The sequence below is a fragment of the Flavobacterium sp. genome (assembly GCF_044377315.1).
Lineage (GTDB): Bacteria > Bacteroidota > Bacteroidia > Flavobacteriales > Flavobacteriaceae > Flavobacterium.
Window position 1 is genome coordinate 31,657 of record NZ_JBILJG010000013.1, and the last position, 25,254, is coordinate 56,910.

The 25,254-nt window shown below is 32.4% G+C and carries 23 protein-coding genes; 5 read left to right on the plus strand and 18 right to left on the minus strand.

Annotated elements, in window-relative coordinates; genetic code table 11:
* Positions 1-90: 90 nt before the first annotated feature.
* Together ACIQ66_RS05765 and ACIQ66_RS05770 are read left to right on the plus strand one after the other, a co-directional pair.
* Positions 91-1,038, plus strand: coding sequence for an SPOR domain-containing protein (locus ACIQ66_RS05765; RefSeq protein ID WP_396211840.1), 948 nt, complete (start codon positions 91-93; stop codon positions 1,036-1,038).
* A gap of 87 nt (positions 1,039-1,125) precedes the next feature.
* Positions 1,126-1,635, plus strand: coding sequence for an acyl-CoA thioesterase (locus ACIQ66_RS05770; protein ID WP_396211841.1), 510 nt, complete (start codon positions 1,126-1,128; stop codon positions 1,633-1,635).
* A gap of 33 nt (positions 1,636-1,668) precedes the next feature.
* On the opposite strand, the gene ACIQ66_RS05775 is transcribed toward ACIQ66_RS05770, so the two are convergent.
* The 18 genes from ACIQ66_RS05775 to ACIQ66_RS05860 form a co-directional block, all read right to left on the minus strand.
* Positions 1,669-2,928, minus strand: a complete 1,260-nt coding sequence (locus tag ACIQ66_RS05775) for a murein hydrolase activator EnvC family protein (RefSeq protein ID WP_396211842.1) — start codon at positions 2,926-2,928, stop codon at positions 1,669-1,671.
* Positions 2,929-2,950: 22 nt separating this feature from the next.
* Entirely contained in the window at positions 2,951-3,715 is a 765-nt protein-coding gene (locus ACIQ66_RS05780) for a DUF4292 domain-containing protein (protein ID WP_396211843.1), read from the minus strand.
* Positions 3,715-5,061: a tetratricopeptide repeat protein gene (locus ACIQ66_RS05785; RefSeq protein WP_396211844.1), complete on the minus strand. Its 1,347-nt coding sequence runs from the start codon at positions 5,059-5,061 to the stop codon at positions 3,715-3,717. Before ACIQ66_RS05785 ends, ACIQ66_RS05780 begins: the two co-directional genes overlap by 1 nt.
* Positions 5,062-5,068: 7 nt before the next feature.
* Entirely contained in the window at positions 5,069-6,079 is a 1,011-nt protein-coding gene (locus tag ACIQ66_RS05790; RefSeq protein WP_396211845.1) for a sugar phosphate nucleotidyltransferase, read from the minus strand.
* A gap of 124 nt (positions 6,080-6,203) precedes the next feature.
* Complete coding sequence (dut, locus tag ACIQ66_RS05795) at positions 6,204-6,638, minus strand: dUTP diphosphatase (RefSeq protein ID WP_396211846.1); 435 nt, start codon at positions 6,636-6,638, stop codon at positions 6,204-6,206.
* A 139-nt stretch (positions 6,639-6,777) separates the two neighbouring features.
* Positions 6,778-8,445: an RNA-binding domain-containing protein gene (locus ACIQ66_RS05800; RefSeq protein ID WP_396211847.1), complete on the minus strand. Its 1,668-nt coding sequence runs from the start codon at positions 8,443-8,445 to the stop codon at positions 6,778-6,780.
* Positions 8,446-8,623: 178 nt separating this feature from the next.
* Positions 8,624-10,081 (minus strand): lipopolysaccharide biosynthesis protein, encoded by a 1,458-nt coding sequence (locus ACIQ66_RS05805; protein ID WP_396211848.1) that lies wholly within the window; start codon positions 10,079-10,081, stop codon positions 8,624-8,626.
* 32 nt (positions 10,082-10,113) lie between these two features.
* Positions 10,114-10,599: a hypothetical protein gene (locus ACIQ66_RS05810; RefSeq protein WP_396211849.1), complete on the minus strand. Its 486-nt coding sequence runs from the start codon at positions 10,597-10,599 to the stop codon at positions 10,114-10,116.
* A 125-nt stretch (positions 10,600-10,724) separates the two neighbouring features.
* Complete coding sequence (gene atpG, locus ACIQ66_RS05815; RefSeq protein WP_396211850.1) at positions 10,725-11,585, minus strand: ATP synthase F1 subunit gamma; 861 nt, start codon at positions 11,583-11,585, stop codon at positions 10,725-10,727.
* A gap of 76 nt (positions 11,586-11,661) precedes the next feature.
* Positions 11,662-13,239 carry a F0F1 ATP synthase subunit alpha gene (gene atpA / locus ACIQ66_RS05820; protein ID WP_396211851.1) on the minus strand — a complete coding sequence of 526 codons (1,578 nt, stop codon included), beginning with the start codon at positions 13,237-13,239 and terminating at the stop codon, positions 11,662-11,664.
* Positions 13,240-13,255: 16 nt separating this feature from the next.
* Positions 13,256-13,789 (minus strand): ATP synthase F1 subunit delta, encoded by a 534-nt coding sequence (atpH, locus tag ACIQ66_RS05825; RefSeq protein WP_396211852.1) that lies wholly within the window; start codon positions 13,787-13,789, stop codon positions 13,256-13,258.
* Positions 13,790-13,791: 2 nt separating this feature from the next.
* Positions 13,792-14,292 carry a F0F1 ATP synthase subunit B gene (locus ACIQ66_RS05830; protein ID WP_396211853.1) on the minus strand — a complete coding sequence of 167 codons (501 nt, stop codon included), beginning with the start codon at positions 14,290-14,292 and terminating at the stop codon, positions 13,792-13,794.
* Between the two features lie 80 nt (positions 14,293-14,372).
* Entirely contained in the window at positions 14,373-14,564 is a 192-nt protein-coding gene (atpE, locus tag ACIQ66_RS05835; protein ID WP_108369812.1) for an ATP synthase F0 subunit C, read from the minus strand.
* 39 nt (positions 14,565-14,603) lie between these two features.
* Positions 14,604-15,749: a F0F1 ATP synthase subunit A gene (gene atpB / locus ACIQ66_RS05840; protein WP_396211854.1), complete on the minus strand. Its 1,146-nt coding sequence runs from the start codon at positions 15,747-15,749 to the stop codon at positions 14,604-14,606.
* Between the two features lie 118 nt (positions 15,750-15,867).
* The gene (locus tag ACIQ66_RS05845; protein WP_396211855.1) at positions 15,868-16,263 is read right to left on the minus strand and encodes a hypothetical protein; all 396 of its coding nucleotides are present in this window, start codon (positions 16,261-16,263) and stop codon (positions 15,868-15,870) included.
* A complete protein-coding gene (locus ACIQ66_RS05850; RefSeq protein WP_396211856.1) occupies positions 16,264-16,491 on the minus strand; it encodes an AtpZ/AtpI family protein in 228 nt (75 codons plus the stop codon).
* A complete protein-coding gene (locus ACIQ66_RS05855) occupies positions 16,469-16,864 on the minus strand; it encodes a polymer-forming cytoskeletal protein (RefSeq protein ID WP_396211857.1) in 396 nt (131 codons plus the stop codon). The genes ACIQ66_RS05850 and ACIQ66_RS05855 overlap by 23 nt, the downstream gene beginning before the upstream one ends.
* Positions 16,864-19,734 carry a gliding motility protein gene (locus ACIQ66_RS05860; RefSeq protein ID WP_396211858.1) on the minus strand — a complete coding sequence of 957 codons (2,871 nt, stop codon included), beginning with the start codon at positions 19,732-19,734 and terminating at the stop codon, positions 16,864-16,866. The genes ACIQ66_RS05855 and ACIQ66_RS05860 overlap by 1 nt, the downstream gene beginning before the upstream one ends.
* 195 nt (positions 19,735-19,929) lie before the next feature.
* On the opposite strand from ACIQ66_RS05860, the gene ACIQ66_RS05865 reads away from it, so the two are divergent.
* From ACIQ66_RS05865 to ACIQ66_RS05875, 3 genes are all read left to right on the plus strand, one after another.
* Positions 19,930-20,982 (plus strand): 2Fe-2S iron-sulfur cluster-binding protein, encoded by a 1,053-nt coding sequence (locus tag ACIQ66_RS05865; protein WP_396211859.1) that lies wholly within the window; start codon positions 19,930-19,932, stop codon positions 20,980-20,982.
* A 172-nt stretch (positions 20,983-21,154) separates the two neighbouring features.
* Positions 21,155-23,164 carry a hypothetical protein gene (locus ACIQ66_RS05870; RefSeq protein ID WP_396211860.1) on the plus strand — a complete coding sequence of 670 codons (2,010 nt, stop codon included), beginning with the start codon at positions 21,155-21,157 and terminating at the stop codon, positions 23,162-23,164.
* 23 nt (positions 23,165-23,187) lie between these two features.
* The gene (locus ACIQ66_RS05875) at positions 23,188-25,224 is read left to right on the plus strand and encodes a hypothetical protein (RefSeq protein WP_396211861.1); all 2,037 of its coding nucleotides are present in this window, start codon (positions 23,188-23,190) and stop codon (positions 25,222-25,224) included.
* Positions 25,225-25,254: the final 30 nt, after the last annotated feature.

The window sequence follows — 25,254 nt, forward strand, 5'->3', positions numbered from 1 at the left end:
GAAGGCGAAAAATATAAAATTTATTGCAATTGTTAATAAAATTTTTAAATAAAATTTTTAAACCATTGTAGTTTGTATAACTTTGTTTCTATGAATTTAGAACACTACATAGGTCAACTTTTATATAGACATCAGTGCGTAACTGTGCCAGGATTTGGTGCTTTTTTAACTGAAACAAACTCTGCTTTTTTAAACGAGAATACCAATTCTTTTTATCCACCAAGAAAAGTTGTTTCTTTTAATTCAAATTTAAAAAACAACGACGGTTTGTTAGCAAATCATATGGCTTTATCTGAAAAAATAAGTTATGATAATGCCGTTTCATCCATTGCAACAGAAGTTAGTCGTTGGAACTCCTCTTTGTATTCAAATGAAAAAATAACGTTAAAAAACATTGGTGCTATTTCATTAAATACTGAAAAAAAGACCGTTTTTGTTCCTTTTGAAAATACCAATTATCTAAAAGAATCGTTTGGTCTAAATACTTTTGTTTCACCATCTATAAAAAGAGAAGTGGCCAAACATCTTGCTATTGTTGAAGAAAAAATTGAAGAAGAACAGTCTATTATTGCATTGCCAACAGAAAAAAGAAAAACACTTTCGTATCTTAAATATGCTGCTGTTTTTGTTTTAGGATTGGCTGGTGCTGGTTATTTTGGCTATGATTTTTACGAAAATAGGTTAGATGAACAAACGTTTATGGTGGAGTCTTCTGTTCATAAAAAAATGCAAACCAAAATTCAAGAAGCTACTTTTTTTATTGAAAGTCCGCTGCCTTCGGTTACACTTACTGTAAAAGAAGATAAATTGAATTATCACATAGTAGCAGGTTCTTTTAGAAACGAAGAAAATGCTGCTAAAACCTATAACAAATTGATTTCGACTGGCTATAAAGCTAGAAGAATTGCTCCTAACAAACATGGTTTATATCCTGTTCTTTTTGGTAGTTATGCCACTTTGCAAGAAGCAAATGAAGCCAAAGAAAAAATACAACAAGCAGGAAATTCTGATGCTTGGCTTTTGGTAAAAGAATTATAATACTCTTTTTTGTTATTTTGATAAAAGAGAAGTCTCCTATAGATTAACGATGGCTGATTAACGATTTTTTATTTTAGAAATTTTATAATGACACCTAAACATCCTTCAGAATCATTGACTATATTGACCGATTTGGTTTTACCAAGCGAAACCAATCCGCTGAACAACCTTTTTGGTGGTGAACTTCTTGCCCGAATGGACAGAGCCGCAAGCATTGCTGCCCGAAGACATTCAAGAAGAATTACCGTTACGGCTTCGGTTAATCACGTGGCGTTTAATCGTTCTATTCCGTTGGGAAGTGTTGTGACAGTAGAAGCTAAAGTTTCGAGAGCCTTCACAACTTCAATGGAGATTTTTCTAGATGTTTGGACAGAAGATAGAGAATCGGGAATAAGAACTAAAGCCAACGAAGCTATCTATACTTTTGTAGCTGTAGACGAAACAGGAACACCAGTAAAAGTTCCAGAAATTATACCAGAAACCGAAGAAGAAAAAACGCGTTTTGATGCTGCTTTGAGAAGAAAACAACTAAGCTTGGTTTTGGCCGGCAAAATGAATCCGCATGAAGCTACTGAGCTTAAAGCTTTGTTTACATAATAAAAATGGCTTCTAAAACAGAAGCCATTTTTATTACATATTACTCAACCAACTGGCTGGATTATTATAAGTTGTGTTTTGTGATATCATGAATTTCAAAACGGTTTTTCCAGAGTCGCCGTTGGTTCTTATTTTTCCTAACGTTTGCTTGGTTTGTACTTTGTCGCCTTTACTAACATTTACACTCGACAAGTTCTGGTAAACAGTAAAATAGTCACCATGTTGAATCATTACAGCTTTGTTTACTGGCGAAAGAACCATTACACTTATCACTTCTCCACCAAAAACGGCTCTTGCTAAAGAGCCTTGATCGGTTGAGATTTCTACACCGCTATTATGAACAATTAATGTATTGTAAACAGGATGCGGTTGGTCGCCATAAGCCAAGGAAACAAATCCTTTTTCAACTGGCCATGGTAATCTACCTTTATTTGATTTAAAATTATCCGCTACCAACTTGGCTTCGGGCGTTAAAACAATTTTAGTTGATGTTTCGGTTGCTTTTGTTGTTGCCGCTGTTGTTTTTGGATTCGTTTTTACATTAGCAGCAGCCACTTTTTTATTAGCCGAAGCAATCGCATCACGTATCAATTTGTTAATTTGACCATCAATACGTCTTGATTCTTGCTGTTTTTTCTTAATTTCAGCTGTAATTTGAGCTTTACTTTTTTTGATAGCTTTTGCAATTTCTTGTTGCACTAACTTTTCTTTTTCAAGAATTTTTTTCTCTGCTTCGTTGGCTTGTAATAGTTTTTCTTTTTCGATTTTTTGAACCACAATTTTTTCGGTGTAACCAGTCAAAGATTCTGTTTTGTATTTTATTTCGTCGCCTTGCATTTTGCGATAGCTAGCATATTGTTTCATATACTGAAAACGTTTATAGGCTTGTTGAAAATTTTCAGATGACAACAAAAACATTGCTCTACTTTGCGTTGAACGACTTTTGTAGGCTTTAACAACCATTTGGGTATAATCTTGTTTTAAAATTTCAAGATCTTTACGCAAACGGTTAATTTTTAATTGATTACTATAAATATCATCTCCTAACAACTTTGTTTGATGAGATGTTGTATTGATTAACTTTTGCTTTAAAGTAATTTTTTCATTCTGGATTGCTAATTGATTAGAAACCGTTTTTTCTTCTTTTCTTACTTTTTTAAGCATTTCCTCTTTTTCGCGAATTTCTTTTTGAATTTCGGCTTTACGCTTTTCTAGTTTTTCTTGTTGCGAATTTTGACTCCATGAAAATGAAGTAGTAAATATAAGTAGTAGGGTTAAAATAAATTTAGGCATATTCAAAAAAATTTATGCAAATCTAGTGAATAAATATTTGTTCGTAATTAGATGGAACACTATAAGGAAAAGAAAGCTCTTCGTTGAATGTAAACGCTTTATAATCAACTTTGATGTTGGTTTTTTCTTTTCCTTGTGTTGCTTCTACTAGCAAGCCAATTGGCATGTTAGCTTCAGGATATTCTTTGTAATCATCATACAAAATTTTCAACATTCTATTTTGCACAGGCTGATTGATTTGTTGTTTTTTTACTAAAAACTTGGAGGCTTCAAAAAAATATTTTTTTTCAATCGTCGCATCAGAATTTTCTAATTTATACAAACCTTCTTCTAAACTTGATTTGTATTTATTCTTTTTTAAATTGTCTAATGCTTGACCTATTAACATATTTTGCACCTTTTGAAAATCTAAATCGGTTCCTAACCAATCACTCAATGTTTTGTAATTTCCCTCAAAAAATTTCCCGTTCATTTTTTCATAATACTTTACGCCTTGAGGAGTTATCAATCCTTTTGCTATTGTAATTCCTAAAAAACGTACACTTACCAAAATCATTTCATCTTTCTTAATTTTGATTTCGGCGGTTACATTTTGACTTTGTTTTTCATCTTTATAATTGACATCAGCTTTTATATACAACGTAGAAAAGTCAGTTTTATTTTTATAATGATTTTCGATGATTTTATCAGAAGACATTGAGTTGCTTGCAGTGCCTTTTGCTAAAACAGCTTTGGTTTTGCATGAAACAATTGTAAAAAGTAAAAGTAGTGCTAAGTATTTCTTCATTATTTTTTTTGCTTCAATAGTTTTTCTGCTTTTGCAAAATAAGTTTCTTTCTTCTTTATATCGCCAAGACCAGCATATGCTTCGCTCAATTGAATATTGAAATTGATTTCTAATGCAATATCATCTACCAAATAATCCAATCCCATTTCGAGAAATTCTTTCGCTTTTTTAAAATTTGCCAACTGATTATAACCCAATCCAGCATAATAATACAATTGCGGTTGCATTGGATATAGATCGATTGTTTCGATTGCTTTTTTGCTTAAATCGTCAAACTGTTTGTTTTCGGTGTAAGCTTGCAACAAAAGTTGGGTTGCTTCCATATCATCTGGAGTGTTTTTTAAATGATTTTCTAAAAAACGAGCCGATTTACTCCAATTTTTCTTGGCGTAAAAAAACTTTCCTATTTCTTTGTTTACTTTGACTTCTTTGTCGTTATCAAAATACGAAATGGCTTTTTCTAAATCGGCATCGTATTGCGGTTTATCTTTAGAAAACAATAAAAATTCATTCAAAACTCGATGTTTTATTTTAGAATCTATTTTAACACTTGGCAAAACAATATTCATTGATTTTATGGCTTTTTCGCCATCGTTATTGCTCAAATGATATTTGAAAAGACTTACTTGTGCCCAATCAGAAGTTGGAATTTCTTTTTCTAAATCTTTGGCAATTTGGAGTGCTTTTTCTTCTTGATTGCTTGAAGAGTACAAGTAAATTAGAGAAATATAATTGGCTTCTTCTTTTGGGTTTTTCTTGATTAATGCAATTAAATTATCTTTTTCTGAACCTTGGTATCTGGCATCTCTAAGAATATCAGCTTTGTATAATTCTCTTTTGTCCGATTTTCCAATCGTTTCGTTCAAATCGTTAATTAGCGATAATGCTTTGTCATATTGCTTAGTGTACATGTAAAGCGAAACTAAATCTTCTTTGTATGAATCATTAAATTCGATCAGTTTTTGAACTAACGTTATCGATTTATTGTAATCTTTGGTTTCATACGTTACATCATACATTCCGTGCCAAAACCATCTGTTTTTTGGGTCGATTTTGGTAGCATTTTCATAAGCTTCATAAGCTTTATCGTAGTTTTTTAGATAAAAATAATTCTTGCCTAACTCAAAGAAAACTGTTGCGTTGTTAGGTTGTTCTTTTTGACATTTTTCAAGAGCTTCGATTGCTTTATCATAATTTTCAATTCCTTTTTGGCGTAAAGCTTCATAGAAAGAATCTTGAAATTTGTCTTCATTACTAGCAATGTCTTCTGGCTCGGCTTGCGCCAAAAGTGAAGCTGGAAAGCAAAACATTCCGAGTAAAAGACTAACTAAAATTATTTTTTTCATTTATTTTTTATTCTAAAATCGAATAATCTCCAATACTTATACTTGTAAAATTACCATCAAAACTAGCATGATTTCCTATCATTGCATTGTCTAAATTGGCGTTTTTTATATGAGCATGTGTTTGAATCAAACTGTTTTTGATTGTACTATCAATTACATGACAACCTTTTCCTAATGACACATTTGGACCAACAGTGGCATTAATCAAAACAACATCTTCGCCAATATAACACGGGGGAATGATAGTTGCATTTTCTTGTTTCACATCAAAATCTATAAGATGTTCACCGTCGTTGTACAAGAAATTCAGCATTCTGTTGTTAGTGTCAACGGTTACATCTTTGTTGCCACAATCCATCCATTCATCTACTTTTCCTGGTACAAATTTCATGCCTTTTGCCATCATTTGTTTGATACCGTCATTAATTTGGTATTCTCCACCATGAATAATATTGTTATCAAGAACTGACTGCAACTCATTTTTTAAAACGGCAACATCTTTAAAATAGTATATTCCAATAACCGCTAAATCGGAAACGAATTCTTTTGGTTTTTCGACTAATTCAATTATTTCTCCATTTGCATTCAGGTTTACAACTCCAAAAGCTTCAGGTTGATCCACTTGTTTTACCCAAATAACGCTATCGGCAGTTTTATCTAAATCAAAATCGGCACGAATAAGTGTATCAGCATAAGCGATAACGGCTGGACCACTTAAAGAATCTTTTGCGCACATAATGGCATGACCTGTTCCCAAAGCTTCATTTTGATAATAAATAGTTCCTTTTGCTCCTAATTTTTGTGCAATTGCTATTAATTCTTCTTCAACTTTTTTACCAAAACTTTCGTGAATGATAAATGCCACTTCTTCGATGTCTTGGTTTAAAACACCTGCAATATCTTCGACCAAACGGTGAACGATTGGTTTGCCTGCAATAGGAATTAATGGTTTTGGTATGGTTAATGTGTGCGGGCGTAATCTAGAACCACGACCTGCCATAGGTACTATTATTTTCATGTTAGCCCCCTAACCCCCGAAGGGGGAATTCCTATTAGGGGTCAATAGGATTTTATTAATTAATTCAATTTATATTTAACTATTTACACAATTTTGTCAATTCCCCCTCTGGGGTTAGGGGGCTTTACTTCACTCCAGTACTCCCAAAACCGCCTTCGCCTCTTGATGTTTCGGATAGTTCTTGTACTTCTATCCATTCGGCGCGTTCGTGTTTGGCGATTATTAGTTGGGCGATTCTTTCGCCGTTTTCTATTACAAAATCTTCATTGGATAAATTTACTAAAATTACTCCAATTTCGCCACGGTAATCAGCATCTACTGTTCCTGGTGAGTTTAGGACAGTGATTCCTTTTTTGGCAGCTAATCCGCTACGTGGTCGCACTTGTGCTTCGTAACCAATTGGTAACTCGATGAAAAGTCCCGTTTTTACGATGGTTCTTTCGAGTGATTTTAGTGTTATTGGTTCAGCAATATTGGCTCTTAAATCCATTCCTGCGGAAGCGATTGTTTCGTAATTAGGTAAATCGTGTTGTGATTTATTGATGATTTTTATTTGCATTTTTTTATCTTTATTTGTTGCAATTATGTTGTAATTCTGTTACAATTCTGTTATTTCAAATTATTGGTTTTTAAATGATTAGGTTTAAATTCGTTTAAAAAACGTTTAAAAAACGTTTAAAAAACGTTTAAAAAAATGTTTATTTTTTTACCATTTCCCAAGTAGCGTGTTCTGTGCTTATTATTTTTCCACTCATCCTTAATGCGCTCAAAAAATTAGTTACTTTAGTTTTCTTTTTCTTATCTGATAAAGTTGCGGAAAGTTTTGGAATAATTAATCCCTCAATTGCTTTTCGTTTAACCTTACCGTTCTTTTGAAGATATTTAACAATCATATCTTTAAAATAGGGATCGTCAAAACTTTTATTTGCAAAATACGCTGCATTCAACTCATCATCTTTGGTTGGAGCTATTGTTTTAAAAGACAAAAAGACATTTCCTTTCCTTCCTTCTATAAACTTACATTTCTTTAAATATTTGTATTCTTCATCAGAAATCGACTTTTGTTTCTGAACTTTTTCAAGTAAAAGAATATCCTCAAGAGATAATTGTTTGTTCTTAATTAAAATTTTTGCAAACTCTTCATTTAGAATCTTTCCTGTAATGGTTACTTTTACTTTTTGATTAGAAAAATCATAATCAGGCATTGGGAAAAATCTTTCTCTTTGAAAATTAAATATTTTACGTATTCCTCCACCTTGTGTTTCTATCATGTCAAGATTTTTCATCGCTTCTACTAAGAAGGGATTTCTATATGATTCCTCTGGTGAATCATTTAAAACTACGTCTTCAACAGATTTAGGCAAAAATGTTCCATAATTAGAAAAAACTAAATGGTCATCTTCAAACTCGACTACATTAATACGTGCTCCCTTAGAATAATCTTGATGGGAAATAGCGTTATTTAATGGTTCACGAATACAGAATGGATCATATCTAATTATTTCATCTGGAAAAAGTGTTCCTTCTCTTAAATATCTATATTTAAGATTTCTTATTTTTTTATAAACTTCATCAACTGCAAGAATTAGAGGGATTGAAAATATTTCAAAATCTTTATCTTGATTATCAACAGTTTTTAAATTCCATCTTATTTTTACCGTTGAATTTAAAAAATGTTCTTCTTCTTCTTTTCCTAGAAGAATAAAACATGCTCTTGTAATCTTACCCTTAATGGTCAACTTTGCTTTATCTAAAAACTTTGCAGTATCCCAATTGTCAATTTCGTGATTATATTTTGGATTTCTTTTTTTGAATTCTATTTTAGCTTTAGCAATTGCATTTTGGTCTAAATCATTGATTGTTGCTTTATTAATTATTTCTTTTGTCCAATCCTCTGATAACTTGACTTCTTCTAAAATTGCATCAAGTCTAGCTTTAGTTATTTGAACAATATTATCATCTATTCTCTGCCAACATTTTTTATGCGCGTAAACAGGAAGTCTATATTGATGCTTGGGAATTTTAAAAATCCAAATAGTTTTATTTGTATCTGAAGTGGTAAACTCTTCGATTTCAAAATTTTCTGATGGTAAATTGGTACAATTACCTAAAATCCTAAATTTTATATTATCGATGTTATAGTCTGTAAAATCTTGAATTCCAACGACATCCAGATTTCCATCTTTAATACCAATTATTAAATGTCCGCCTTTCATATTTGCAATAGCAGAAATATAGGAGATGACATCTTCTCCAGCTTTACCAGAAATCGAATTTTTTAATGACTTGAATTCTTTCCATTCACATTTTTCATTTTCTTTTGGAAAATTATCTTGGATATAATTCTTTAGTTCTAATTCTGTCATTGTTCTTAAATTGTATATTTTTTTCTAGCCGAGATGGTAATGGAAATCCTTTGTGGCAAAAGACTTTAGATTTTATTATGCTAAAAAAGCGACCAACGGAAGCTCTTTTTAGGATTATAAAATCTTGGCTTTTGACATAAAGATTGCAATGAACAGGGCGATTAGCTTCGTAAAAATACTATTTTCTTTTTAAAATTGAGAGTAATGTTTGTTTTTCGCTGCAATAAATGAAATATAGAAATGTTAGCACTAATCCGATTTTGATGAAATAATTTTCTCTGATGTACGGAATGTAAAAAGCGATTGCCGAAAAGAGAATTGTGAGTCCGAGATAGCTTCCGATTTTGTTTAAATCGTACGGAATTGGGTATTTTTTTTGTCCGAGTTGATAGGAAATAACCATCATAGTTCCGTAAGCAGCAATTGTGGCTACTGCTGAACCGTAATAACTTATGGATGGAATTAGCAAAAAGTTTAAAACTATTGTCACAAATGCGCCGATAATTGAAATATAAGCGCCGATTTTGGTTTTGTCAATAAGTTTGTACCAAACGGACAAATTGGTATAAATTCCCAAGAAGAAATTGGCCAAAACGATAAGCGGAACGACTTTGATAGCATCCCAATAATCGGGATTTGGTACTAGCAAATGTTTGAACAAATCGACAAAAGCGATTACGAATAAGGTTATGAACGAACCAAATATTACGAAATATTTTGTGATGGTTGCGTAGGTTTGTTGTGCATTTTCATTGCTAGCATGACTAAAGAAAAACGGTTCGATGCCCAACGTGTAAGCCGTTCGGAAAAGCACCATGAACATTCCGATTTTGTAACAAGCTGAGTAAGCTCCGATATCGGCTTTTGGAACTTTGAGCCATTCGAGTAGGATTTTATCGAAATGTTCATTGATGGCAAAAGCGATTCCGGCTATTAAGATTGGGAAGCCATATTTAATCATTTTTTTCCAAAGAGAAAAATCGAAATGCCATTTTATTTTGAAATAATCGGGTGAAACTACTACAAATGTTAGTAAACTGGCTATTAAACTTGAAACAAAAATATAACCAACTTCGAAGTTTTCGTAAAAAATAGTATTGAAAAATCCGCTTGGATTAGACTTGGCTAATTGTGGCAAAAGCAATAAAAAGAATAAATTTAAAGCAAAGTTTAGCGATACATTTCCGATTTTTATTACAGCGTAAACCATTGGTTTTTTGTTGGCTCGAAGTTTAGAAAACGGAATGATAGCAAGTGCATCTAGAACTAATATCCAAATGGTGTACGTTATATATTCGACATTAACATTTGCCCAATTGGATAGTGTTTTTCTATTTAATAAGGCTACTAAAAGAAATATTAATGATGTCCAAAAAAGTGAAATTGTTGCGGTTGAAATTACGTTTTTCTTGTTTTCTTCTGAATTATAAAATCGGAAAAAAGCGGTTTCCATTCCGTAAGATAAAATTACGTTGAAGAAAACTAACCAAGCAAAAATAATAGAAACGTCGGCGAATTCTTGTTTGGGTAAAACACTGGTATATATCGGATTTAGCAAAAAGCTAATCATTCTAGGCAAAACTGTTGCTAGACCGTAAATAACTGTTTGCTTAAAAAGATTTTTGTATAAACTCAAAATTGTTTTGATTGATTATGGCACAAAAATAACTAATTTCTTGGTCTTGCCGATGGATATGCTAAAAGTTCTTTTTCGGGGATATTTTTTATTTTATAAAGTTGGATTTTGTTTTTTACGGTAAATTCTAAAATAGCTTCGTCTTTTTTTAAAACAAAAGGGAAATCGGTTTTGGTTGTACTAATTTCAGGCACTTTATTTCCGTATTCGTTTGTTGGGTTTTCATCTAAAATTAAATCTGTTTTAGTTGGTTTGTAAAAGAAATTAGCGGTGTAAGTTGTTTCGTTGTTCCTTTCAAAACTGGCTTCTTTTTGATGAAAATAGATTTTTATTAAAACAACATCTGTTGGAAGTGCTTGTTTGAACTTGACATGAAAATTGGAACCACCACCCGTTTGTTGCTGACCGCCAACCCAATTTTGAAAATAAATGTTTTCTGTTGGATATGGAAGATTTTCGTTTGTTTCTTTGTTAGATGAACAGGAAATAAATAGTAGAAGCAGAATTATATTTTTCATTTAGTGTCAAAATTTAATATAAATGTATAAAAAAAAGGCAACTCTCGTCGCCTCTAATACTAATTTTAAATTAATCTTAACCTTTTATGCTTCGCATAAATGAGGATTGAAAAATCAAAGATTTTCTATCCTTTCAATGCTTCTGCACCACCAACAATCTCAAGGATCTCGTTAGTAATTGCAGCTTGACGTGCTTTGTTATAAGTTAATTTTAATTGATCTCTTAATTCGGTTGCGTTGTCAGTTGCTTTGTGCATGGCTGTCATACGCGCTCCGTGTTCGGAAGCAAATGAATCTCTAATTCCTTTGTATAGTTGTGTTTTCAACGATTTTGGAATCAATGTCAATACAATTTCTTCTTTGGAAGGTTCAAAAATATAATCTCCAGTTGAAGCTGGTTTATCAGATTGAATTGGTGCTAAAGGCAAAAATTGCTCTGTTTGAACGATTTGAGTAGCCGCATTTTTAAACTGATTGTAAACCAATTCTATTTTGTCATATTCTCCAGAAGTGAATTTTTCAGTAATAGATTCGGCAATAGTTGCTACATTTTCGAAAGTTAAATTATCAAAAACAGAACTTTGATTTGAAACAACTTTAGAAGTTTTACTTAAAACATCATTTCCTTTTTTTCCGATAGCAAAAACATCAACTTGTTTACCAGCATAATGGTCAACACGGTTTTTCACTTCTTTGATTACGTTGGTGTTAAACGCACCACATAAACCTCTATTAGAAGTAATTGCTACCACAAGCACTTTTTTAACTTCACGTTGTGTAGTAAATTCACCACCAGTGTCACCGTCTAAAGTTGCCGATAAATTTTGTAATAATTCCGTTAGTTTTTCGGCATAAGGTCGCATCGCTGTAATGGCATCTTGTGCTTTTTTCAACTTTGCGGCAGAAACCATTTTCATCGCAGAAGTAATCTGCATCGTTGATGAAACGGAAGTAATTCTATTACGGATTTCCTTTAAGTTTGCCATTTTGTTAATTTGTCAATGTGCCAATTTATCAATGTGCCAATTAATTGTCTAATTGACACATTGTCTAATTGACTAATTAATTATATTTTGCTGAAATTTCTTTAGCTGCGTTTTCGATAACATCTGTGATTTTGTCATCTAATTTTCCAGCTTTCAAAGCATCTAATGTATCTCTGTGTTTGCTGTTTAAGTATTGCAAGAAATCTTTTTCGAATTCTTTTACTTTATTTACAGGAACATTTCTTAACAAGTTTTTAGAACCTGCATAGATAATAGCTGTTTGATCTTCAACTGTATAGGGATCGTTTAGGTTTTGTTTCAAAATTTCAACGTTTCTTTTTCCTTTTTCAATAACGTTTAATGTTACTGCATCAAGGTCAGAACCGAATTTTGCGAACGCTTCTAATTCACGATATTGTGCTTGGTCTAATTTTAATGTACCAGCCACTTTTTTCATTGATTTAATTTGTGCATTACCTCCAACACGAGATACCGAAATACCTACGTTAATTGCTGGACGAACCCCAGAGTTAAACAAATCACCATCAAGGAAAATTTGTCCGTCAGTAATCGAAATTACGTTTGTTGGGATATAAGCAGAAACGTCACCCGCTTGCGTTTCGATAATTGGCAAAGCTGTAAGTGAACCTCCACCTTTTACGATTCCTTTTAAAGAATCTGGTAAATCGTTCATGTCTTTAGCAATTTCATCATTAGCGATAACTTTACAAGCTCTTTCTAATAAACGAGAGTGTAAGTAGAAAACGTCTCCAGGATAAGCTTCACGACCTGGTGGTCTTCTTAATAAAAGAGAAACCTCACGGTAAGCAACAGCTTGTTTAGACAAATCATCATAAACAATTAATGCTGGACGACCAGAATCACGGAAATACTCACCAATTGCTGCACCTGCCATTGGAGCATATACTTGCATTGGGGCTGGATCAGAAGCATTTGCAGCAACAATAACTGTATAAGCCATTGCTCCTTTTTCTTCTAACATTTTTGCGATTCCTGCTACAGTTGATGCTTTTTGTCCAATTGCAACATATATACAAAACACAGGTTTTCCTGCATCGTAAAACTCTTTTTGATTTAAGATAGTATCGATACAAACAGTTGATTTACCTGTTTGACGGTCACCAATAACTAACTCACGTTGTCCACGACCTACTGGAATCATAGCATCAACTGCTTTTACTCCTGTTTGTAATGGCTCAGTAACTGGTTGACGGAAAATAACTCCTGGAGCTTTTCTTTCAAGAGGCATTTCGTATAATTCACCTGTGATTGGTCCTTTACCATCAATAGGTTGACCAAGCGTGTTAACTACACGTCCTACTATTCCTTCTCCAGTTTTTAGAGAAGCAATACGCTGTGTTCTTTTAGCAGTAGAACCTTCTTTGATACCTGTTGATGGTCCTAAAAGTACCACCCCAACATTATCTTCTTCAAGGTTCAAAACGATTCCTTCTAAACCGTTTTCAAACTCAACTAACTCACCGTATTGAACATTTGATAGCCCGTAAACACGAGCAATACCATCTCCAACTTGAAGTACAGATCCTACTTCTTCTAAAGTAGCACCTGATTCAAAACCTTCTACTTGTTTTTTTAATATCGCTGAAATTTCAGCAGGTTTAATATCCGCCATAATTATTTATAAATAACTAGTTACTTAATTCTCTTTTTAAAACTTGTAATCTGTTGGCAACTGATGCGTTGTATTGCTTATCGCCTATTCTTAAAATAAATCCTCCAATAATTGATGGATCTATTGTGCTTTCTATTGTTATTTTTTTGTTTGAAAATGTTGCAATTTTTGCTAAAACTTTTGATTGCAAATCAGCATCCATAGCTATTGCTGTAGTTACCTTAGCAACTTCAATACCATTCATCTCGTCGAATAAAGTATTGTATTGGGTTGCTATATCACCAAGAATTTCAAATCTTTTATTTTCATACAATAAATGCAATAAACTTTTTGATACCGCATTCACATTAGAAAAAACTTCTAATAAAGCACTTTCTTTTACCTCAACTTTAGTAGTTGGATTGGCAATAAAATTACTCAATTCAGCATTTTCACTAATGGTTGAAGCTATTAAAGTCATGTCGTTATTTACCGCTTGTGCTGCTCCTTTATCATTAGCGATATCAAGGATTGCTTTTGCATAACGAATTGCTGCTCTTGTATTTGCCATAATTAGTTTAGTTTAGCGTCACCTAACATTTTTTCAACCAATTTTACTTGAGATTCTTTGTTAGATAATTCGTCTTTTAATAATTTTTCGGCAATTTCTAATGACAAGTTTGAAACTTGCGCTTTCAATTCAGCTACAGCAGCATTTTTTTCACTTTCTATTGTAGCTTTTGCTTGCTCAATCATTTTTAAACCTTGCACTTGTGCTTCATTTTTAGAATCTGCAATCATTTTCTCTTTCATTTCACGAGCTTCTTTAAGCATAGTGTCACGCTCTAATCTTGCTTCTTGCAAAATTCTTTGATTGTCAGCTTGTAAATTTTGCATTTCTTTTTTTGCATTTTCAGCAGAAAGCAATGCGTTTTTGATTCCGTCTTCTCTTTCGTTTACTGCATCAAGAATTGGTTTCCAAGCAAATTTCTTTAAAAGGAAAATCAAACCAATAAATAAAACTGTTTGTAAAATAAACAATCCTAATGAAAATTGTCCAAATAATTCTTCCATTATATATATCTTAATTAATTACTTTTTTACTAATTAACAAAAGCTGCAACCAACCGTTACAGCTTTTGAATTTTTTAGATTTACGATGCAAAAATTGCAGCGAAACCAATACCTTCAATAAGTGCAGCAGCAATAAGCATAGCTGTTTGGATTTTTCCAGTAGCTTCTGGTTGACGTGCAATTGCATCCATTGCAGAACCACCGATTCTACCAATACCAATACCTGCTCCGATAACTACTAATCCTGCTCCAATAATTCTAGGAATTTCCATAAAAATATGTATTAAAAATTAAACATTCAAAATTTGATATTAATGATGAGCTTCTTCATGATGATGCTCTTCGACAGCTGAACCAAAATACAGGGCAGCTAACATTGTAAATATATAGGCTTGCAACAAGGCAACTAATACTTCTAAAATCGTTAAAACAAACGCTAGTAAGAATGCTAATGGACTACCAAAAATACTGTCTGCTTTGTACATTAGTGCAATTAAACTCATTAAGACTACGTGCCCTGCTAACATGTTTGCGTACAAACGAATCATTAACGAAAATGGCTTGATAATGGTTCCTAATAATTCGATTGGTGCTAAAACAAATTTCATTGGAACTGGAACGCCTGGCATCCAGAAAATGTGTCCCCAATAATCTTTTTTAGCCGTAAATGTTGTTATAATATAAGCTATTATCGCCAATGATGCTGTAATAGCAATATTTCCAGTTACGTTTACTCCTAGTGGTGTTAAACCAAACATATTCATAAACCAAACAAAGAAGAATATAGTAAGCAAGAAACTCATGTATTTTCTATAATGTTTTTCTCCGATATTAGGAATTGCAATATCGTCTCTTACATATAATATAATTGGTTCGAAAAATCTTCCAGCACCTTTTGCAATTGAACCATTCTTTTTGTATGATTTTCCTAAACCTGCAAATAATAAGAACATCAACAATCCAGTAAAAAGAATCATTGTAACGTTTTTAGTAATAGAAAAATCGATTGGCTTATCATTTTCTACATGTCCTTTTTCATTTTCTGTAAAAGTTCCTGCAGCATCAGTTTTATAAATTTTTCCGTCGTGGTGATTTATTTTGTAGTAGCTTCCGTTTGATTCAGCAACCGCGTGACCGTGCTCAAATTTAGACGAAGAGAAAATATGAATTCCATTATCCCAAAGAATTACTGGAAGTGGAAAACCAATATGTTTTTCGTGACCTGATTCTTTTCCGTATGAAAATAAATGAAAATCGTGAGAGTCTAAAAGGTGGTGTTTTATAAATTCTTTTCTTTCTTCTTCTTTTTGTTCAGTTTCTGTTAACGCTTCTTCTGCAACGACAGTAATTTCGTGTTTAACTGGTAAGGTATCTGTTGAATTAGCAAGTCCTAAAAATGGCAAACTCGCCACTAAAGCTGTTATAATAAATTTCATCGGTTTCTTCGAAAACACCATAGCTATTCAATTAACTTAATTTTTACTTTCTAAAATTTGGTGCAAAGGTACATTTTTTATTACTATTCAAAAATCTTAAAACAATTTTTTTTGATGTAATTTTCGATTTATAGCTTTTTTATTGCTTATTGTTTAAAATTCTTATGGTTACAACGGTTTCTATTGTCAAAAAAACGACAAAAACGATTAAGAAATTAAATTTCTCAATAGCAACATTTTCTGATGTTGATTGCAAAATTGGTTTAACTAACAAATAGGACAACGCCATTTTGATAGAAGTTACCAATAAAAATGTTTGTCCGACGCTATTAATATTTTTCTTTTTTACTCGAATTAATAGGAATAAAATCGATAATGAACAAAAAAGGAAAAAACCAAAAATAGTTTCTATAGAATGCTTAAAAATTGATTCTATTGAAGGATAATAAAAACAAAAAACTACTTTATCAACTATATAAGCAAGTAGTGATAAAATTATAATTTGAATAAAAGGTAGCAGGTTTTTGAGAGTCATTTATTCTGAATTGTTAATGTCTTTTAATTGTCGGTTAATATTATAAAAAGCAATAGCTACGCCAACCATTGTTAGCACTTTTACGTAAATTCTGTGTGAGTTTGGATATTCGCCATCAAGCCATTTTCCGAGATAAGCAAACACAAAAACGATTACACCCATTTGAATAGGAATATTGATGAGTTGTAACCATTTATTAGTTTTGTTATTCTTCGGATTTTTGTCCACCTGATAGTAGTTTACTTTGATTCGTTTTCATTACACAAGTGGCATTAAATTCTGCTCCTGGTTCGATAGCTAGTTTTCCGCAGATAACTTCACCTGTTATTACTGATGATGCTTTTAGCGATAGGACTTCTTCAACTTGAATTTTTCCTTCAAATCTTCCTTCGATATCGGCGTTTTTACACAGAATATCGCCTTTTATTGAACCCGCTGGTCCAATTACGATTTTTCCATGAGATTGAAAATTTCCCATCAAGTCACCATCAAGTCTAAAATCAGCTTTTGATAAAATATCTCCTTTAATTATAGTTCCTTCTACTATTCGATTAGTTTGCCCAAGGTTTTCAGTATAATTTTTTTGTACTTTATTAAACATTATTTGTCTCTTTTATTAGTATTTGAATTTTGTAAAGTAGGTTGTAACGTTGGTGTTTGACCTTTATCATTTCTGGGTTTTTCTTGTGGATCATCTTCTGATAATGATGGTGGTTGGTTTCTGTTATTTTGTTTGGTTTCTTCTATAACCGGTTTTTTCTCTTCTTTTGGAGCCACGGGCCTTAATGGTGGAACTGGAGTTGCTGCTAAAGGTTTTGGGTCAGAATAAGGTGTTGTTAAATAAGTTTCAAAATTTTTCTTGATTTGAACTATTTTATAATTTTCATTTGATATAATATAAGGTGTATTTTTTACTTTGTAATCTTTAAATTCTTTTAGAATAGTTGCAATTCCTTTAGCACTTTCTTCGGTTGAAATTCCGTGAATTACTAAAAAATTATCTTCCATTGTATAGATATCGTTAGAAAGTGTGAGTTTACCAATGCTTCTTTCTTCTATAAATTTAGTTAGAATTTTATTTAATGCCATTGTATTAGTTTCTGTAGAATCTTTGGCTTTATATAGAATTTTCCAGCTTTTGGGAGCAATTGCATAAAATTCTAATGCTTCCATTTGAGGGATTTCTTTTCCTAAAAATGCTTCGGCTGTTTTTCCTTCTTCGCTATTTGGATAATTTAGCGCAACATAGTTTAATGATTTTTTGAATTCTTCAATTCCTTTGAGTTTACCTGTAACATTGGATTTTAATAATTCATATTTTGAAACGATATCTTCGCCCGAATATTGGTCGATGGCTTCGGTGGTTTCTGATAAGACTTTTTTGTAATCGCCTTTTAAATATTCTTTGTATAAATTATCATAAGTTGTTTCTGGAGAAGCAACTGCTAACTCACTTTCAGAATCAGATTTTGATAAAATTTGGGCATATCGAGAAGTTGGATATTGACTAATGATTTTGTCTTTCATTGCCAAGGCTTTTTCCTTATCAATTAGCTCGTAAATTTTATATAAATGATACATTGATGCCAACACTAATCTTTCTTCGGGATTGCTTTGCAGTAAATTTTCAAGTTTGCTTGCTGCTAATTTATATTCTTTGAACTTCTCTTTATAAATAAGTCCTAATTGGTAGTAAGCAAAATTTCTTTCTTTACTAATACTATCGTTTTCTTTTTGTGTTTTTGGTAATTGACTTATGTAAAACTCTGATGAAAATCTTGGGTCAACTTCTTCTTTTTTATTTTTATTTTCAGCAAAATCTTTCTCCTCTTCATCTGCAGTAAAGTCTGTCGTATTTGATTTTGCAGAAGTGGTTCTCCAATTATCTTTCAACGCTCTATTTCCCCACAATTTTTTGAATTCGAGTTTGCCAAATTCCAATGTTTGTTGGTTGTAAAAATAAAAACTTCCTGTTTTACCTATCGAATTATTCGCCGCTGGCACCTTGGAAACCGGTACTTTTTCATCTTGAACAGCTCTAGTTTTTTGAGTCATTTTTTCCATCATCTCAACAGCCTCATCACTATTCTCACTATTGCTACTTTTTGGATTATTTTGAGCTAGTATTGCATTTTCAGATTCTAATTTTTTTATAACTTCTTCTTCTTTTTTTAGTTTTGAAATGTAGTCTTCATAGAAGCTTTTTCTACCAGAATCTGACATAGCTACTATTTTCAGAATGCTATCGTTCCTAGTTGCAATTCCTTCATATTTAATAACATCATCAAGATTTAAACGCTTCTTTTTGATAAATTTGAATTCTCTAGTTCTATCATTAAGTTGCACTAATGTACTATCATAATATTTTCCTGCTGTTACATATTTAGCCTCATTAAAATAAATATCCGCTAAATTTCTGTAGTTAGAAGCTGCTAAATATTGGTCGTTGCCACGTTTTTTTAAAGAAATATTATAAAAGTCTTTAGCTCTTTTAAAATTTTTATTTTTCTCATAATACAAAGCCATTTGATGGTTTAAAACGTCTAAAAATGGTCTGTTTTCTCTGTCTTCTAATAAATCTTTAAATTTTTTCAAAAAGATAATTGAGTCACCTGGCGCTACTTCAAATTGTGCTGCTTGTCGAGCGTGTGCTTGGATTACATATTGTCTAGCCGCATTTCTATTCATATCAATAACCGACTGATAAGAAGCAAATGCACTATCTTTTAGATTTAATGATTCAAATAATTGACCTAGAATAAAATAATATCTTGATTTTTCTTCTTTTTTCTTAGTAAAATCACGTGCTACTTGGAGTTTTAACATCGCACTGTCTTTTTGTTCTAAATTAAGAAACGCTTGGGCAAGAGCGGCATTAGCATCAGCAAAAATTTGATCTTTAAATTTAATTTCTTTTAATAATTTGGTCAAATTAGTAACCGCAATGGCATCATTATCTAGACGCATGTTGGTTTTTTCTCTCCAAATTTTAGCTTCATAAATTTTATCGCTACTAGGATATTTGTACAAAATATAATTGAAAGCTTCTAATGCTGGAACAAAGCGTTGGTCATAATATCTTGCTTTACCTAACATTAAATGGGCTTCGTCCATTTGGGGGTTTTTTTCAGAACCTTGAATATTCATGGAATGTTTCTGAATGGCTTTGATGGCTTTGTCTTCGGCACGTTCAAAATTAGCGTTCTTTTTTTCTTGCCCCGGAATGGTTGCTTTAGTTTGGACAACTTGCATTCTTTCTATCGGAAGTTGCTCCCAAAAATTGTCATTGTATTGCGTTTTTAATTCTTCAATACCTTTGTTTAAAGCAATTCCGCCATTGTACAAAATGTTGTATTTGGTACTAAGGGCATGATTGTTTCTAGCTAAAAAAGTGTTTTTTTTGGTAGAACAAGCAACTACAAAAAGAACAACGCTTGCAGAAAATATGTATTTTAATAATTTGGTTTTCAATGTAAATCGTTTTTTAGTAATTAACTTTAAAAAGTCAATTTTAGTATATCGACTGGTAAAAGTACGTTTCTTTTTGATATTGTAAAAGTTTAAAATAAGTTTTTTATGATAGTTAGATTGTTTAGAAACAAATTTTAGAAAAAATAGTGAAGTTTGTCTTAAGTCATTTTCATACTTTTGCAAAAATTTATTTTTATGTCAAGCTTTTATAAATTACAAATCAAAGAAGTAAAAAGAGAAACGCCAAGCGCAGTTTCAATTGTTTTTAATATACCAAGTGAATTGAAATCTGTTTTTCAATTTGTTGCTGGTCAATATGTAAATTTAAAATTGACTTTAGACGGAAAAGAAATTCGTCGCGCTTATTCTATCTGTTCTTCGCCTAAAAGTGGTGAATTACGAATCGCAATTAAGTCGGTAACAAATGGTCTTTTTTCAAAATTTGCCAACGAAAACTTAAAAGCTGGAGATCTAATTGAAGTAAGTCATCCTGAAGGAAGATTTATTTTTGAACCAAATGCCGAAAAACAAAAAAACTATATTGGTTTTGTTGCCGGAAGCGGAATTACACCTGTTTTATCCATTCTTCAATCGGTTTTAGAAGAAGAGCCTAATAGCACTTTTGTATTGGTTTATGGAAACAAAACGCCTCAAGACACCATTTTTCATGCGCAATTACATGATTTACAACTTAATTATATAGGTCGTTTCTTTATTCATTATGTTTATAGTCAAGCCAAAGTTGAAAATGAACTTTTTGGAAGAATTGATAAAGCTAATGTAAATTTTGTTTTAAATTCCAAACACAAAGAAATCACTTTTGATGAATTCTATCTATGTGGTCCCGAAGAAATGATAAATTTGGTTACTTCTATCTTAAAAGAACACAATGTAGCTGATAAGAATATTAAGTTTGAATTATTTACCACTTCTTCAACCGAAAATACTGAGGCAACTAGCGGCGAAGGACATACCAAAATCACAATTTTAGTGGATGGTGACGAAACTACTTTTGAAATGTCGCAAAAACAAACCATTCTTGAAGCAGCTTTAAAACAAGGTCTTGACGTACCTTATTCTTGCCAAGGTGGAATATGTAGCAGTTGTTTAGCTAAAATAAACTCTGGAAGTGCCGAAATGCTTAAAAATTCTATTCTAACAGATAAAGAAGTTGAAAGTGGGCTAACTTTGACTTGTCAAGCTCATCCAAAATCTTCTGAAATTTATATTGATTTTGATGATTTGTAATCGTGTTATATAAATAAAGCTTTAAAAGCAATTTTTGTAGTTTTTGTATTATGGGAAAAAATCTATTATTAAAAAAATTTTGTTTTTTAGTAATAATCTCTTTTCTTTGTTAGTTAAAACAAACGTTATCATATCGTTTTTATTTAGTTAAATAACTAATCTTTATACAATTATGAAATTAAAATTACTAATTGCATTTTTATTTTCGTTCCCATTTGTGACATTTGCACAAGTTGGTATTGGAACAAATAATCCTGATAATAGCGCAGCACTACATATTAATTCTGCTTCCAATAATAGAGGTGTTTTAATTCCACGTATGACTTTAGCCCAAAGAAACGCTATTGTTTCTCCAGCAAATGGATTATTTATTTATCAATTAGACGGACAAGTTGGAGTATATTTTTACGATGCACCAACAACCTCATGGAAATCATTAGTTTCAGGATTTTGGAGTTTAGTAGGAAATTCTAATATAAATCCGTCAACAAATTATTTGGGTACAAATGATGCGCAACCACTAGTTTTTAAAACCAATAATGTAGAAAGAATGCGTATTTTAACAACTTCTGGAAATGTTGGTATAGGAACAACGGCTCCAACTGCAAAACTACATATTGTTGGTCCAACTGGGGCATTAAATTTTAATGACGGTTTTGAAGATAATACCATTGCTCCATTTACAATAGGTGGTGGCGGAACCAACTGGGGTACCACTAATACCGCTGGAGAATTTTCAGTAGGAACAAGAGGAGCAAGATCTAATAATCAAACTGCTAGCACTACAAATTTTATGCAATATATAACTGCGGTTATTCCTGCACAAGGCGCAATAGTAAGTTTTGATTTTAGAGTTAGCTCCGAATCTTGTTGTGATTTTTTACGTTTCTTCATTAATGGTGTTCAACAAAATCAGTGGGGAGGAGATGTAGCGTTTAATACAGTTACCTATAACTTAGCTGGTGGAGTAGCTTATACATTAAGATGGGAATATAGTAAGGATTCTTCAGTGAACACTGACTTAGACAGAGCTTTTGTAGATAATGTTTCTGTTGTATCTAACCCTGGTACACTTCGAATAGATGATGGTAGCCAGGCAAATGGTCAAGTTTTAATGTCTGATGCTACTGGAGCCGGGACTTGGTCGCCAGCAGGAGCGTTTCCTACCACAGTTTGGCTTACCTCAGGAAATGGTAGTACAAATCTAGCTACCGATTTTCTAGGCACTACAGATAATTTACCTTTAAAATTCCGTACAAATAATACTCAAAAAATGACCATTTTAGCCGATGGAAATGTAGGTATTAATATAGCTACTCCAACATCAAAGTTACATGTTGAGAATAATGCTCTAATTAATCCAACAATTATAGCTACTAATATGAACACCACCAATTCAACCACTTCAAATGGTGTTCGGGGTGAAGCAAGAGGAACAAGAATTGGATCTGCAGGTGTTACGGGAGTTTCAAATTTTATTACTGGCGGATCAAATCCTATGGGAGTAATTGGTGATTATTCACTATGGGGGGCAAGTATTTTTGGAATTGGTACAGGTGGTGCTACAACAGATATGCCTACTCTTGTTGATTATGGTGCCTTTGGAACCGTTAACAGCGCTGTAGGTACTGGTGTGTATGGAAGAAATAATAATGCTAGTGGTTTTGGAGTATATTCTCAAGGAAATTTTGCTGCAACAGGAACTAAATCAGCTTCTGTTCCAACTTCAAAAGGGAATCAATTGGTTTATTGTATCGAAAATCCTGAAATATGGTTTGAAGATTTAGGTGCGGGAAAATTGACAAATGGGACTGTACATATTAAATTAGAATCAATGTTTTTAGAAACAATTCATATTGATGAAAACCATAAAGCATCCATTTTTTTACAAGAACAAGGCGATAGTAATGGTTTGACTTATATTATGGACGCTGATAATAAAGGGTTTACTGTAATTGAAAAAGCAGGAGGGCGTTCTAATGTTGATTTTACCTATAGAATATTTGCCAAAAGACGTTTTTACCAAGATCATCGTTTTGGAGTTGATTCTGCGCAACCTTTTGAAAACAATTTGGTTAAGCATAAAGACGTTCCTGTTACAACAACAAACCCAAGAGAAATGAAAAAGTTTGTTGAAAAATACCGTAAAAAAGAAAAAAGTGAATTAATGAAAAATAATTAATTCTAATATTTAAACTTATTAATATGAAAATCAAATACATTTTCCTCTTATTTTTACTAGCTTCCATAAATGGGTTTTCTCAAATAGGGATTGGAGTAGCTGTTCCAGCAGCATCATCAGAGCTAGAGGTAAGTTCAACTACAAAAGGTGTTTTAATTCCACGTATGGATGAAGCACAGAAAAATGCTATAGTTTCGCCAGCAAATGGTTTACTTGTTTTTCAAACCAATGGTGTTTCTGGCTTATACTTTTTTGACACACCATCAAATTCTTGGAAATCAATTTCTTCTGACGGTTGGAATAATAGCGGAAATTCAGGTACAAATGCTACTAATAATTATATTGGCACTCAAGATGCACAAGATTTTTCTATTGTAACGGCTGATATAAAAAGATTTACTATTTTATCATCCACGCCAGCAAGTACTGCCGGTAATATTGGAATTGGAACAACTAATCCTCAGGAAAAATTACATATTGTAGGTTCGGGAACAACTTTGTTTTCGGATGGTTTTGAAAGTGGAATAGGCAGTTTTACTACTGGTTGTTCGGGTACAGGTTGTCAAAACTGGTCGGTTACTAACGTAGCGGGGCAGTTTAATTCTGGCACTCAAGCTGCTAGATCAGGACCAGCCGCTCCGACGACACTTACCGCCAATACTACTAATTTTTTACAATATACAACAGCTGCATTAGCTTCTGGAGGAAAACTACAATTTGATTTTAGTCTAAATTCTGAACTAAATGGTGATTATTTTAGATTTTATATTGATGGTGTCCAACAAAATCAATGGAGTGGTTTATTAGCCTACAACACGGTTTCATATACTTTAACAGCCGGAGCTCATGTTTTAAGATGGGAATATGCTAAAAATGGTTCAGTAAACAGCGGGAGCGATAGAGTTTTTATTGACAATGTTATTGTTTCAACCTACTCAGCCGCTATAAGAATAAAAGATGGTACAGAAGGTAGTAACAAAATATTATCTTCAGATGCCAATGGAAATACAACTTGGATAAATCCATCTACTCTTTTATCTGGAACCAACTGGAGTACAACTGGTAATAGTGGAACTTTATCAACTGACTTTGTAGGAACAACAAATGCTGCTACTTTACAATTTGGTACTAATAATACGCCTAAAATGTCTATTTTATCAAATGGTAATGTTGGCGTTGGCGTTGCTAATCCCGCTAGAAGACTTGAAATTTCTGCTGACATGGATAACTTAGCTGTTTTAAGAGGTATAAATACTAATAGTACTACAGCTAATGTGTCTTATGGTATCAGAGGTCAAGCAAACTCTACTCTTTTGGGTTCTGCTGGTATAGTAGGATCATCTGATAATGGTGGTAGTAATGAAATGGGAGTTATTGGCGATTTTGCTTCATCAGGAACAGGAGTTTTTGGTTTAGGATCTGGCGGTACAATAAATGATATGCCTGCTAACCCAAACATTGGTATATTTGGAACTGTTGGTAGTGCCACAGGAACAGGTGTTTATGGAAGAAATTCAAATACAGGTGCAACTGCTTTTGGTGTATATTCTGCAGGTAATTTTGCTGAAACAGGTACAAAATCTGCTTCTTTGCCTACCACTCAAGGCAATCAGTTAGTTTATTGTACAGAAAGTCCTGAAATATGGTTTGAAGATATGGGATTCAATAAATTAATAAATGGAGAGTCGCATGTTATATTAGACGAACTATTTCTTGAAACTATTTATATTGACGCAACTCATAAACCTCATATTTTTATTCAAGATTTGGGAGATACAAAAGGTTTAATTGTAACTATGGATTCTGACAATAAAGGATTTACTGTAAAAGAAAAGAAAGGTGGAATTTCAAATTCAGATTTTTCATATAGAATTCTAGCCAAAAGACGCTTTTACCAAAACCAACGTTTTGGTGTGGATGCCAATCAACCTTTTGAAAATAATTTGATTAAAGCCAAAAAAGTTCCTGCTAAAATTACTGATATAGAAACTATGACGCAATTTGTTGAAAAATCGAAAAAAGAGGAAGCAGTAAAAAACATAGAAAGTATTACAGAATAAATAACTAATCAATCTAAATTTGAGATTAAA

What these genes read in the sequence shown, in the direction of transcription:
- ACIQ66_RS05765 (WP_396211840.1), top strand. Translation starts at nt 91, where the DNA reads ATGAATTTAGAACACTACATAGGTCAACTTTTATATAGACATCAGTGC.
- ACIQ66_RS05785 (WP_396211844.1), bottom strand. Translation starts at nt 5,061, where the DNA reads ATGAAAAAAATAATTTTAGTTAGTCTTTTACTCGGAATGTTTTGCTTT.
- ACIQ66_RS05810 (WP_396211849.1), bottom strand. Translation starts at nt 10,599, where the DNA reads ATGAAAAATATAATTCTGCTTCTACTATTTATTTCCTGTTCATCTAAC.
- ACIQ66_RS05845 (WP_396211855.1), bottom strand. Translation starts at nt 16,263, where the DNA reads ATGACTCTCAAAAACCTGCTACCTTTTATTCAAATTATAATTTTATCA.
- ACIQ66_RS05790 (WP_396211845.1), bottom strand. Translation starts at nt 6,079, where the DNA reads ATGAAAATAATAGTACCTATGGCAGGTCGTGGTTCTAGATTACGCCCG.
- ACIQ66_RS05775 (WP_396211842.1), bottom strand. Translation starts at nt 2,928, where the DNA reads ATGCCTAAATTTATTTTAACCCTACTACTTATATTTACTACTTCATTT.
- atpG (WP_396211850.1), bottom strand. Translation starts at nt 11,585, where the DNA reads ATGGCAAACTTAAAGGAAATCCGTAATAGAATTACTTCCGTTTCATCA.
- atpB (WP_396211854.1), bottom strand. Translation starts at nt 15,749, where the DNA reads ATGGTGTTTTCGAAGAAACCGATGAAATTTATTATAACAGCTTTAGTG.
- ACIQ66_RS05800 (WP_396211847.1), bottom strand. Translation starts at nt 8,445, where the DNA reads ATGACAGAATTAGAACTAAAGAATTATATCCAAGATAATTTTCCAAAA.
- ACIQ66_RS05780 (WP_396211843.1), bottom strand. Translation starts at nt 3,715, where the DNA reads ATGAAGAAATACTTAGCACTACTTTTACTTTTTACAATTGTTTCATGC.
- ACIQ66_RS05855 (WP_396211857.1), bottom strand. Translation starts at nt 16,864, where the DNA reads ATGTTTAATAAAGTACAAAAAAATTATACTGAAAACCTTGGGCAAACT.
- ACIQ66_RS05865 (WP_396211859.1), top strand. Translation starts at nt 19,930, where the DNA reads ATGTCAAGCTTTTATAAATTACAAATCAAAGAAGTAAAAAGAGAAACG.
- ACIQ66_RS05870 (WP_396211860.1), top strand. Translation starts at nt 21,155, where the DNA reads ATGAAATTAAAATTACTAATTGCATTTTTATTTTCGTTCCCATTTGTG.
- atpH (WP_396211852.1), bottom strand. Translation starts at nt 13,789, where the DNA reads ATGGCAAATACAAGAGCAGCAATTCGTTATGCAAAAGCAATCCTTGAT.
- dut (WP_396211846.1), bottom strand. Translation starts at nt 6,638, where the DNA reads ATGCAAATAAAAATCATCAATAAATCACAACACGATTTACCTAATTAC.
- ACIQ66_RS05830 (WP_396211853.1), bottom strand. Translation starts at nt 14,292, where the DNA reads ATGGAAGAATTATTTGGACAATTTTCATTAGGATTGTTTATTTTACAA.
- ACIQ66_RS05770 (WP_396211841.1), top strand. Translation starts at nt 1,126, where the DNA reads ATGACACCTAAACATCCTTCAGAATCATTGACTATATTGACCGATTTG.
- ACIQ66_RS05875 (WP_396211861.1), top strand. Translation starts at nt 23,188, where the DNA reads ATGAAAATCAAATACATTTTCCTCTTATTTTTACTAGCTTCCATAAAT.
- atpA (WP_396211851.1), bottom strand. Translation starts at nt 13,239, where the DNA reads ATGGCGGATATTAAACCTGCTGAAATTTCAGCGATATTAAAAAAACAA.
- atpE (WP_108369812.1), bottom strand. Translation starts at nt 14,564, where the DNA reads ATGGAAATTCCTAGAATTATTGGAGCAGGATTAGTAGTTATCGGAGCA.